The following is a 13,250-nucleotide window of genomic DNA, read 5'->3' on the forward strand; positions in this document are numbered from 1 at the left end:
ATTCCATGACCTTCAATTTTTCCTTCAACTAACCTAATATCTCCCTTGACATATGTTCCGGCCTTTGTGCTTAATTCATTAAGTTTAGATTTAGAAGTCAAAATACCTTTAGCGACCTTCCCAGCCATATAGTCAATCATCGGAGGAAGCAAAAGCAAGGATAAATCTGCCGAAGCTGTTCCTAAATAATAATATGCCATTGATGGGGCATTATAATAACGATAGTATGCAGCTTGAGCTAAAGAGCCGACAACAGGCATCATTTGTAAGCTATTCATGAGCCCATACTTTATACTAAAAAAGTGATAATCTCCTGTAAAAAAAGCAAAAGGAGATGCACTATAAATACCATAACCATATCCTGTCATGCGTTGCTGATATGATTCATCTCCATAAGCCGGTACTGGAGAGTCATAACCAGCAAGGTTTAAATAAAGCGCATATGGGTTAACGTCCCTTGCAAAATTCCATATGCCACCAAAAAAGTCCTTAACGCCGTCTTTAAAAGTTTTTGCTTCCTGAATTTGCATTGCATTTCCTGTCAAATCAAGCATGTAGAACTGACGATGCTCTTTACCTTCAAAAGAGGCAACTAAACCCGTTAAATTATCAAAAAAGTGATTATTTATCTTATTTGTATGAACATCAACCACAGAAGATGCCGTGTGAATAGACAGCTTTCCATCTGAGCTCACCTGTAAAGTGGAGCCCATTCGATCATAGATTATTTTGGTTTTCCCATCATATATCAATTTTCCTGCATCGTTATAAAATATATCTTTTGTGGAGTATGTTGTTTCGCTTGTTTTATCTTTTCCCCCAAACCCAAGCAAACGTGTATTTTTCTCAGACATTAATTGATTGTTTTTTTGGCTGTAATTATATTTCGTGAATTGATAATAACCGTCAAACGATTTCTTTATATCAATAATCACCTTTGCCGAGGCATTCTTTAATACAAATTCCTCTTTAAGAAACCCCGCTTCCCCAATACTAGGACAAACACTTGAATCATTACTGTAGCATTTATATCCAACTATAGCGCCACTTAAATCGTAGAAGTAATGTAGCTTAGTGTGATGGTTATCTTGTTTTTCAACGACATAGATTTTATCACCCATATAGTTAATTTGATAAATTTGTTTGTTATTCCCATTGTCAAAGGTAACCGTTGCTGCCTTATTATTCTTGTAGGATAAATTATAGTTAACTTGACCAGGCACGCCAATATTATGTAATTGATTTTGCTCATCATAATGATAGGTAGTGTCATAAAATTTATTATTGACAAGATCTGTTAGGCTTAAGCTCGTGACTAAACCTATTTCATTTGATTTGTAATTTAACTCAGCAATGTTTCTGAAAGACGGCTTTAATTCCTTGATCTGATAGATGAAATTATTTGTCGTATTTTCTGTCGTTTCAACAACATATCTACTGTTATCATCTATATAGTGAATTTCTCTCATGTATAAGTCTGGTTTTCCTGCAGTATCTTTATAGTAAAAAGTCTCCTCTAATCTGGCTTTTTGCGAATTATCTTTATAAATGATGGACTTTAGGAGACCATCCGCTTCATTATAACTATATTCCTTTATATACCCCCTGCTATCTTCTATTCTAACAACTTTGTTATTCTCCCAACTATATTTATTATTTTTATCATCTACCAAAATTCTCAATTCTTTGTCATAAACATAAGTTTTTTTAGTTCCATCTAAGTCAGCTTTTGTTATAGCCTCTTTGACTTTATCATCATACTTAGTATGCGTATGAGTAGACCAAACTGACTTACTATCGTCAGAATATAAAACCAAATTTCGATCTTTCTGTAATTTGAGTATATTAGCTTTATCCGGACTCGTAGTACCACTTGACCAAATGGCTTTTAGGGAGGCATCATAGAGCACCAGGCCATTGTGCTGGACTATGGCTTTTATTGCTGTTGAGTCTTTTGTGTGACTTGACCACAAGGCATTTTGTAATAAATCATATAAAACTAAATTGCCATCATGTTGCATGACAAGTTTTAATCTGTCTGTTTGCCATGATTCACCGGCTTTTAACTCACTACCAACAGGTAAATCAAACTCACTTGGAACAATGTTATACTGTTCTTTTTCTACGGTAATAGTATCTTCATCCATCACATAGATAGCTTTTTCTATGAGTCGTTTTTGCTTATTCACAAGCACAAAACGTTCAAATTTAGTTCCATCCATATAGATGCTATCTTCACACATTAATTTATTCTTTCCTATAAAATGGTAGGTGATTGCTGCGGTTTTTGTTGAATTAGCCAGATCACTCTTCTCAAACAAGCCAGAGAGTTGAAGACTAATCTCTTGATTATTTTCTAGATCTCCTAAACCATTGATGTTGTTTGTAACAAAATTGGCTAACCTTTGGTACACATCATCAGCTACTTTTATTTGGAAATACTCATTATTTTCATATCGATAAAGATGTCTATCCAAGCTTAACTGTCCATTATTGTTCACAAGGACAATAAAATAGAATTGTTTTTCTTTTACAAAAAAAAGTAATAAAGCTCTCTCTGATATCTGTAGTATTGCGTTCTTTTTAGTATCTACACTTTGTTCAAAATTGGTTAATACATTATCTGCAAGCCTAAGTTTTTGGTTTTCAGCTCCTTGTATTAGCGATAATAAAAAAATTGACGACATAACACTTAAATTAAAACACTTATTCATATCTCACCTCTTAAAAATAATACCATAGACTAGTTACGCTACGAGCAGCGAGAACCTGAAGTTTTTGTTTTTTCCTTATCAGTGTCTCAGAAGTTAAAACTCCTATAATAAACATACAACCTCACATAAAATAAACAGCCAACATCTCTAAACTATTAGGTGCTACAGGTAAAAACACCTGAGTTAACATGTTATCTCCAAAATAGGGTGAAATACGATATGGTGTAAAAATCCCTGCCGACAATACACCATAAGCAAAATAGCTTTCAAGATTAATTGGCCGGTCAAATCCATTATAATAATGATCTATGAGATCTAACCACATTCCCTGCATTACCCCCCTTAAGCCATAACATGTTATAGCAGCGCTAGTGTTATCAAGTCTGGAGTAAATGTAATCTATATCATTTTGATATTGCACCATAAACCTGGACGCAAGAAAAGGTCTACAAATTTTTCGATCCATTATAACCCCTGTAGCACCAATGCCTAAGCCACCAAGGATTTTTTGTGAACTTGTTTGATGAGATACTGCAGGGTTATCAGAAGATAGCCTCCATAAAGTATTTTCAGTCATTGATAGCACAAGTGCTATATAGAAACGCTGATCTTCACTGAAAAAATCAAATGCATCAGCAAAAAAAGCAGATTTAGCAATCACTAACATCAATGTCTTTAACGATAAACCTGTGTTATCTATTTCATGCCATATTGCGCGCATGGCAATAAGATGCCGTAAAATAGATAAGCCTAAATTAGCCCCATCCCCAATTTTTCTTCCAGTTAAACTCATTACACCTCGCACCAAAAACTCCGCAACAACTGGTATAAGAATTGCATCTCTATGCTTATCAGTCCACTCAAAAAATGCACTTGAGTGTTTAAATTCAGAAGTATCTATTCCCCTGAATTGTTTTGCCATTGTTAACTCACTTTGCAATGACTTTACTAGTATTTTTGATTTTTCTTCCAACGCCAGATCTCTACGATACTCTTGAGTTTTTCTAACAAATACCGGTTGTGCATCTGAAGTGCTATATTTCAATACAACACCAGAATTATTAGCATTGGTACTCCTTTCATGTACTTCTAGTTCATCTGAACTATGGGTTGTAAAATTTATCCAATTAAACCCAGGGATACTTGAGAGCATACAGCTAGTTATGCCTAAATTGTTGACTTGCTTAGTAAAATGATTACCATCTGCATACATTGAGATTCTGACGCCTCCTCCATCGGTAGTGAGTTGTAAATCAGGTAAACCTGGATTATTCCTACCATAGGCACTCACATCGTCATTATAGCTTGCATATTGGCAACCTCCGCTAAATTTGCTATCACATTTGATAGAAAATTTCATAACGTTTTTCTGATTTTCAGAAGCACTATATAAATATTCGCTTTTAATACTGTTTAACACTAGGTTATGCGAAGACGATGAAACTATATTTTCAATAAGTTTAATATGCTCTAGATCAACACTATTTTCATCCTTTTTTTTAAAGACGCAAGTATTCGTATGCTCAAGATATTTGAAAGAAAAAGCGCTCTTAAATACACTTGCTAACGATGAAACCCCAGGAATACTTTTAGTGATCTTTTGTATATATGGATAATTGTTGTTATTAAATTCAAATGTAGTCAACTCATATTCATTCGTAAAACCAATATTGCTTTGCTGTTTTAGTACAATAGAAAGTTTATCACCCAACTTTTTCATTTCATATGAATAATCTACTGCTATACCCGTTGTATTATCAATCGTACGAACGAGGTTGCTATAATTTTTATCAAATGTTAAAACAATCGTATTATTAGGTTGATTTGAACTTATAACCACCTGGTTTTTGTCGGTAATGTAGTCAAATATAAAACGGTTAACTGTTATATTGTTTACTGCATCTACAACCTCTATTGTACTTAAAGCAGCTTTTCCAAAAAGCTGCTTATAACCGTATTTTTCAATATAGCCCCCTCTTGAACGGCTTTGTAGAGTACCATCTTGAAAAAAAGCAACATTAGATTCTCCATAGTGCGCATCGTCATGATTATATAAATGACTCACCCGCTCATCATATCTGCTTTTTTTAGTGTTAAAAACAATATATTTTTGATTATTTTGTGTTATCAAATAAGGAAGATCAAACCTCCAATTGCCAAAATGGTAGTAGGGCTGATCAGCACTTAATGCATCACCAACCAAACTATATGGTTCATATTTAATTACAATATCATCTAAACTATTCAAATATCCTTCTAGCTTAAACAAAGTTAGGCTGACTCCCTTGAATTTAAGTTCACCATTTTGTTGACTCTCATCAAAAGCAGCTTGACAAAACTTCTCTGGTTTCTCTATCGATTCATCAATTATTTTATTTTTACCCCTCTCTGAACTTGGCATACTACATGACCTTGGCATACTACATAACCTTGGCATACTACCTAACCTTGGCTTGCTGCCTATGCGGAATACTTTACCACTAATATCCATGGTTGTACCCCCAAAAACGCTAGAGACTATAAAAGTACATATTATAATGACTAAAATTTTCTGAACAGTCTGCATAAAGATCCTCCCATTTTTTCTTGCTTTAACGTATATCACGCACAACCACACCCACATACCCATCGTAAATCATTCTGCAGACTCTCTGGCTTTGGAATCCATGCACTTTTGGTGTATTAAATTGCAGGTAATAGGGACTCTATTAGTAAGATTTAATACACCAAAATCATCATGCTTTTTATGACATAAAAACCCATAAAATAATTTACGATAGGTATAAGGTAGTACTTTTCACACAAACCATATATAGATTGTTTAATTCATAAATACAATTGATCTTCACAGTTTTTAAATTCCATCTTAAAACAGTAATTCTCATATGTTTGATATTAAATCAACCCCATTCAAATATACTCATACCTCCCTCACATTTAAATTTAGCCATATAAATTAATAAAAAATCATGCCTATGTAGCTTAAGTTATACTAGTAGTCAATTAATCGTCAATATATAGTTATTAAATTGGTATATTCCAACCTATTTACTATTAGTAAAATTAATTGATAAAACTGGTCTCGATAGTGCTATATCACATGGCTAGCCTTAAGTTTTCTGGACAAAGACATACCCCACCATAACCAAGATCAATCATGCTGCAAATGCACAAATAAGCTAAAAGTTGAGTAGCAGAACCATATTGCTATGATTTCGCCCTCTAAGAACCCACTCGCAGTAGACTCAAGTCCTTCTAAGACGGCCAAATAAATCAAACAAAAACAAAATTTTTTATTTTTACCTTACAAAGGAAAGAAAATAATGCTGGATCGCTTTAAGTTTTATCTTATCTTCAAGGTTTGCATCAATGATTTTAATCGCATATGGCCAATTGCGAATCCAGGTTAATTGGCGCTTAGCAAGCTGACGTGTAGCCGCAATTCCTTTAGCCACAAAAGTATCATAATCATATTCACCATCAAGGTATTGCCAGGCCTGACGATACCCAACACTTCTCATTGAAGGCATCTGGCAGGATATTTTTGGGTTATCTTTCAATGCTTTTACTTCTGCTAAAAACCCATTTTCCAGCATCTGTAGAAAACGTTTTTCAATATTATCATGCAAAGCATTACGCTTACTTGGAACCAAAGCACAAAGCTTTAGATTATCACCTAACCCTCCTTCTTTAGGATGCGCTTTTAATACTTGAGAGTAAGGTCTTCCAGTGAGCTTTATCACCTCATAAGCACGTTGAATTCTTTGTCGATCATTTGGGTTAAGCTGTTGCGCTGTAAGGGAATCATTTGTTTGTAAAAAGTCATAAAGAGTTTCTAAGGGCAATTGCTGTATTTCTTGACGAAGCGCATCATCAGCTTCAGGCAAATTTGAAATCCCTTCCACTAATGCCTTGAAATACATCATTGTGCCACCGACAAGTAGTACATTTTTACCCTTTTGTTGAATCTCTTGTATACACGCTTTACTCTCTTTTAAAAAATGATTAACAGAATAATTTTGCCACGGCTCTACAATATCAATTAAGTGATGTTTAATCCCTTGCATTTCTTCAAGGGTTGGTTTGGCCGTACCAATATCCATTTTTTTATAAATAAGCGCTGAATCCACACTGATAATCTCAGCATTCAACTGCTTTGCTAATACAATAGAAAGATTGGTTTTGCCAGAAGCTGTTGCACCAGCTAAGGCAAAGATGAGGGAACTAGCCATTGATCAATTTATGGTTGATTTCAACTGGCACTTGTTGATGCAAAGCTGCCACATAGTCATTGCTTTCAAGGGTTGAGTAAAAATTTTCAATGATATCATCAGGTAACATCTGCTTGCCTGGGATAACTTTATTTACTGCAAATACCCATACTTTGTCACCCTGCTTAAAAATCTCATAGTGATTCAATCCTGCTTTAAAAATAGCATCACTCATTTGAGCAGGTAAGCCATCTAAATCATCTCGTGAAACTGTTTTGCTTTCTTTTGGCTGTGATTGCTTTTCTTTTTTATTTGTTTTTTGCCAGTCTTGTGCTGCTTTTAAAGCAGCTTCTTTGGCTTGTGTCATAATATAATCTTTTTTTACTTTATCTTTTACTGAATCAAAATCTGGTACATGTTTAGCAGTGCGTTGATCCACTTTAAAAATAAGTCCCGAAGTTTGGCTTTCAGAAATAAAACCTTCTGATTTATTATGTACAAAAACTGCCTGTTGTAGCTTATCATCACCTTCAATGCCATTTGAATCCTGACCTTGATAGAATGGTTTTGATGTTAACACTTTAAGTGCATTTTGTTTGACAACCTCTTTAAAGCTATTGCTGTTAATGCTTGTTAATACTGAATTAAATTGTGCCATTGCTGCACGGTTTTTTAGTATTTTTTCAATAACAGGTGTCGCTTGCTCAAAGCTCATAGGCTGAGGTGGCATAATTTCTTTTAATACAACATATTCATTTTCTGAAACCTCTCTAACCGGCGCCTGTTTTGTTAAATTAAACAAGGCAAACTCAGCAAAATCATGCGCTTGTGATTGCGAAATTGCCGGTAATGGTTTAACGGTAACTTGTTGGCGTTGTACTTTTGTTAAGGTCTCTTTAGCCTTTAATGCCTGAACAATTTTATCCTTATCTTTAGCATCTTTCTTAAATGTCACCACTTCACCAGAACGCTTTTCAGGGGTCATGAGTACACTGTTATTTTGCGCATAATATGCTTTAATCTGTTCTTGTGGTAAAGCTGCCAAGCTGACAAAATCTTTAACAGACAGTTTCACATAAGAAACGGTTACTTTCTCTGGCACTGCATAAGATGCTTTATGTGCACTATAGTAGGATTTTAATTGCTGATCAGTTACCTTGATCTTATCTTCATATTTATGCGCATCAAATACATCATAATGAATCGTACGCTTTTGTGCTACAAGCGCAGATAACATGCTTTTTTCACCAGGCAGCACAAACTGGCTTTGTACAATAGGATTAATCATACTTGCTGCTAAAAGGTTGCTTGCAATCATTGATTTAATTGCGCCAACACCACCATAGTATTTCGCAATTTGTGCAAAGCGTTTTTCTGAATATTGTCCATTTTCTTCAAAAGCAGGAATCTTAAATATAGCCGCTGAAAGCATTTGTTGTGTAATTGCAATACCTGATGACTTTGCATCTTGCTGAAGAAGTGCACGATCCACCAGCTCAGTCAGCGTCTGCTTTTGAATTTCTTTTTCAGAAAGGCCATCTTTTTGTGTATTTTGCTGCAACATTTGCTGATAGGTTTGTTGAGAAATCTGCTGATCACCTACTTTTGCAACAGCCTGTGGTGAAACACCACTTGAAACAAAAAAATAGCTAATACCTGTAAATACAAAAACTGCACTTACTGCAATAATAATAATCCAAGTGATCCACCCTTTAAATTTGTCATTAATCGACTGCAGCATAAACCTTCTATCACCTTGATGTGTTAAAAATTTTCACTATTATACCGTGATTGCATGCTGTTTCACGTTAATTTTACAGCAACGAAACGCCATGGCTATCACCAACAAAAAAGGCATGCCTTAGCATGCCTTTTAAATTTTGGTGGGTGCTGAGGGGTTCGAACCCCCGACCCTCGCCTTGTAAGGGCGATGCTCTCCCAGCTGAGCTAAGCACCCAGGCCTGTTACTATATATTAGTTAACCGCATCTTTCAACAGTTTTCCTGCTTTAAATGCTGGAGACTTAGACGCCTTGATTTTCATCTTCTCGCCTGTCTTTGGATTACGACCATCACGTTCTGCTCTTTGGCGAACTTGGAAAGAACCAAAACCAACCAAAGTCACTGAATCACCTTTTTTTAATGCACCGGAAATTGCGTCAATCGTTGCATCCAAAGTACGATGTGCGACTTCCTTTGTAACATCTGCTTCTTTTGCAATTGCACTGATTAATTCATTCTTATTCACAGGATTACCCTCTTTCGTTCGTTTATTCACTTGCCTGATACTAAGCTGGACTCAGTCAGATAGCCTAGTTATATCAAGGGTTAACGGCAGCGTCAACTCGATTAAGTACTAATTTACACTTTTTTTCGTTTTTTTCGTATAAAGCGCAGCTTTTAGCACCTCATCGATGTTTTTCACTGGAATAATCTTTAAGCCATCTTTAACGTTTTGCGGAATATCCTGTAAGTCTTTTTGATTATCTTTTGGAATCAGCACCGTTGAAATTCCACCTCTTAATGCGGCTAATAATTTCTCTTTTAGCCCACCAATCGATAAAACATCACCTCGAAGCGTAATTTCACCTGTCATTGCAACATCTTTACATACAGGGACACCTGTTAAAGCAGAAATCATTGCTGTACACATGGCAATACCTGCACTTGGCCCGTCTTTTGGTGTAGCGCCCTCTGGTACATGTATGTGAAAGTCACGGGAGTCGTAAAAATCTTCACTGACTTTAAAATCTTTTGCTTTAGTGCGAACAACCGTTAACGCCGCATGAATAGATTCTTGCATCACATCACCAAGCTTTCCAGTAGTTTTAAGCTTACCTTTACCTGGAATACAAACGGCTTCAATCGTTAATAAATCACCACCGACTTCGGTCCAGGCAAGACCTGTAACCTGGCCTACTTTATGGGCTTCTTGTGCCAAACCAAAATCATATCGTCTTACACCAAGATAATCATTTATGTTCTTAGAGGTAACATGAATAGCTGATGTTTTTTGACGTGTCTTTTCTTTTTTGTCTTTTTGCAATAGCATTTTTTTAGCAACTTTTCGACAAATTTTATTTAACTCCTGTTGAAGCCGTCGAACCCCTGCTTCACGCGTATAATAGCGAATAATATCTAAGATAACACTTTGGTCAACAGTGATTTCATTTGGTTTTAATCCGTTTTCTTTGACGGCTTTTGGCAGTAAGTATTGCTCAGCAATATTTAATTTTTCATCTTCGGTATAGCCAGATAAATAGATGATCTCCATTCGATCACGCAAGGCATCTGGAATATTCAATGTGTTTGCCGTTGCCACAAACATCACATCAGATAAGTCATAATCGACTTCCAGATAATGGTCATTAAAGGTATTATTTTGCTCAGGGTCTAACACCTCTAACATTGCAGAGGACGGATCACCACGAAAATCAGCTGACATTTTGTCAACTTCATCCAGTAAAAAAAGTGGATTATTCACCTTTGTCTTGGCTATCTTTTGCATGATCTGTCCAGGTAAAGCGCCAATGTAGGTACGACGATGTCCACGTATTTCAGCCTCATCTTTAACACCCCCTAAGGCCATACGAACATATTTACGTCCTGTTGCTCTTGCAATTGATTGTCCAAGTGATGTTTTACCAACACCAGGCGGTCCAACCAAACATAAAATAGGCCCTTTAATTTTCTTCATTCGCTGCTGGACAGCTAAATACTCAAGTATTCGCTCTTTGACTTTCTCTAGGCCATAGTGATCAGCATCTAAGATTTGCTGTGCTTTCAACAAGTCCTTTTTAACACGTGTTTTTTTAGACCAAGGCAAGCTCACCAGCGTTTCAACATATGTCCGTGACACATTTGCTTCAGCTGAAGATGCCGGCATTGCTTTTAATTTTTTAAGCTCCGTATAGGCTTTTTCTGTTGCCTCTTTTGACATCTTTGCCTGGTCAACTTTCTCCTTTAGAACATCCAGCTCTTGTGATTCATCAATATCACCTAATTCTTTATATATTGCTTTAATTTGCTCATTTAAATAATATTCACGCTGGTTCTTCTCCACCTGTGATTTAACGCGCTCTTTAATATTTCTTTCAAGCTCTAGTACATCACTTTCTGCCATTAAGATCTGCAATAAAAATGAAGCACGCTCTTTTAAATTTTCAATCGATAGAATTTTCTGTTTCTTCTCAACAGATGACTGAATTTGTGCTGCTACTGTATCAATCAAACGTGCTAGATTTGTATCAGACATAATAGAAGACATTACTTCTTTTGAAATCTGACCACCCATATCCGCTAATGTTTTAAAACTTGATAAAAGCGCTTTAACAAAACCTTTTTCATCTACAGGTTTCATATCATGCTCGCTTTCTAACAATTCCAGACTTGCTGCAATAAACGGCATATCTTCAATGTATTGATTTACCTTAGCGCGCTGAATGCCCTCTACAAGGACTTTAAATGTGCCATCGGGTAATTTCATCATCTGAAGTATCTTGGCATATGTGCCAACTTCATATAAGTCTTTTGCGTTTGGGTCATCAACCTCATCAGATTTCTGTGTCACCAGCAATAGCTTCTGCTTTGTTGCATGTGCCTCACTAATAGCAGCAATAGACTTTTCACGCCCGACAAACAGGGGGACTGCCATGTAAGGGTAAACAACAATATCACGAAGTGGGACAACTGGCACAAGCTCATGAACGTCAGTTGTTTCATTTAAATGTGTTTGCATAGTTTTTTCAGCTTTTTGTATATTTTTGTTACTCATTGGATGCTAGTCTATATTGTGCTTGATCTTTTAAAACAACCAGTGCCTGTTCTTTACCATTGATTACATGATGATCGATTACGACCTTTTCAATATTTTCAATTGATGGCGCTTCAAACATAATGTCTAAAAGCGCATTTTCAAGGATAGAGCGTAATCCACGCGCACCTGTCTTGCGCTTAATTGCTTTATGTGCAGCTGCCTTAATTGCATCTTCAGTAAACTCTACATGCACATCTTCAATTTCAAACAAACGTGTATACTGTTTAACTAATGCATTCTTAGGCTCTGTTAAGATTCGAACTAATGCCTCTTCATCCAGCTCCTCCAAGACGCCCACCACGGGTAAACGGCCAATTAGCTCAGGAATCAGACCAAATTTAACCAAATCTTCCGGCTCTACTTGTTGCATCAAGCGTTCATATGCTGCATGATCACCAACACTAAAAACTTCAGCGCCAAAACCGATACCTGATTTTTCTGTGCGCTGTTGAATGACTTTTTCAATCCCAGCAAAAGCGCCACCACAAATAAACAGAATATTTGTCGTATCTACCTGTTCAAGATCTTGCTGTGGATGCTTACGTCCTCCTTTCGGTGGAACAGAAGCAACTGTGCCTTCAATAAGTTTCAACAATGCCTGCTGAACACCTTCACCAGATACATCTCGCGTAATTGATGGGTTTTCAGACTTACGTGCAATTTTGTCAATCTCATCAATGTAAATAATCCCTCGCTCAGCCTTTCTAACGTCATAGTCAGCACTTTGCAAAAGTTTTTGAATAACATTTTCAACGTCCTCACCAACGTAACCTGCCTCAGTTAGCGTTGTTGCATCAGCCATGGCAAAAGGCACATCAAGCATTCTTGCTAATGTTTGCGCTAACAATGTTTTCCCTGACCCTGTTGGACCTAATAACAAAATGTTACTTTTTGATAGCATTACATCATCTGAGTCTTTCAGCTTGCCCTTAAAAATGCGCTTATAGTGATTATAAACCGCCACTGATAAAACGCGCTTGGGTTTTTCTTGCCCGATGATATACTCATCTAAATGTTTTTTGATTTCAGCAGGCTTAAGCAGCTTTTTTTCCCTTTCTTTATCTTCACTTGTTACAAAGTGTCCCGTTTTCTCTGTTTCTTGCTCTATGATTCCATCGCATAGCTCAACACACTCATTACAAATATAGACAGAAGGTCCTGCAATTAACTTATGTACTTCATGTTGAGACTTTCCGCAAAATGAACAGTACAATACCTGCCCATTAAATCCATCACCATCGCCTCTTCTTTTTCTTGGCATATTCAGAAACCTCTTCAACTTTTATCATTTTTTATATTTTTTCAAACCCATAATAGATAAGAGCAAATATTTGTTTTTCAAGCGACTTTTATAACTTTAACCATCATTCACTATATTAAAGTGATTTTTATAAATGATACTAAAAGCATTTTCTATTTATAAATTACGGTAAATTTTATGCCATTTTAATTTGGCAAAACCACATATTTACTTAAATTAAGAAATAATTTAGGTTCTGTGAACCAATTT

At 36.0% G+C, this 13,250-nt stretch carries 7 protein-coding genes and 1 tRNA gene; all 8 read right to left on the reverse strand.

Annotated features, from left to right (window positions below; genetic code table 11):
- Positions 1-2,714 (reverse strand): hypothetical protein (locus DNK84_RS12905; protein WP_208123333.1); only part of this gene is annotated, 2,714 nt, incomplete at its 3' end.
- Between the two features lie 121 nt (positions 2,715-2,835).
- Positions 2,836-5,280, reverse strand: a complete 2,445-nt coding sequence (locus DNK84_RS12910) for a hypothetical protein (RefSeq protein WP_162902464.1) — start codon at positions 5,278-5,280, stop codon at positions 2,836-2,838.
- Between the two features lie 733 nt (positions 5,281-6,013).
- The gene (miaA, locus tag DNK84_RS12915) at positions 6,014-6,946 is read right to left on the reverse strand and encodes a tRNA (adenosine(37)-N6)-dimethylallyltransferase MiaA (protein WP_119344889.1); all 933 of its coding nucleotides are present in this window, start codon (positions 6,944-6,946) and stop codon (positions 6,014-6,016) included.
- Complete coding sequence (locus tag DNK84_RS12920; protein WP_119344890.1) at positions 6,939-8,666, reverse strand: SurA N-terminal domain-containing protein; 1,728 nt, start codon at positions 8,664-8,666, stop codon at positions 6,939-6,941. The genes miaA and DNK84_RS12920 overlap by 8 nt, the downstream gene beginning before the upstream one ends.
- Positions 8,667-8,806: 140 nt before the next feature.
- Positions 8,807-8,882 (reverse strand) — tRNA-Val (locus DNK84_RS12925).
- A 17-nt stretch (positions 8,883-8,899) separates the two neighbouring features.
- Entirely contained in the window at positions 8,900-9,202 is a 303-nt protein-coding gene (locus tag DNK84_RS12930; protein WP_162902465.1) for an HU family DNA-binding protein, read from the reverse strand.
- A 78-nt stretch (positions 9,203-9,280) separates the two neighbouring features.
- Entirely contained in the window at positions 9,281-11,662 is a 2,382-nt protein-coding gene (gene lon, locus DNK84_RS12935) for an endopeptidase La (protein ID WP_119344893.1), read from the reverse strand.
- 28 nt (positions 11,663-11,690) lie between these two features.
- Positions 11,691-13,001 carry an ATP-dependent Clp protease ATP-binding subunit ClpX gene (gene clpX, locus DNK84_RS12940; RefSeq protein WP_119344892.1) on the reverse strand — a complete coding sequence of 437 codons (1,311 nt, stop codon included), beginning with the start codon at positions 12,999-13,001 and terminating at the stop codon, positions 11,691-11,693.
- Positions 13,002-13,250: the final 249 nt, after the last annotated feature.

It is taken from the genome of Facilibium subflavum, from assembly GCF_003574485.1.
Lineage (GTDB): Bacteria > Pseudomonadota > Gammaproteobacteria > Francisellales > Francisellaceae > Facilibium > Facilibium subflavum.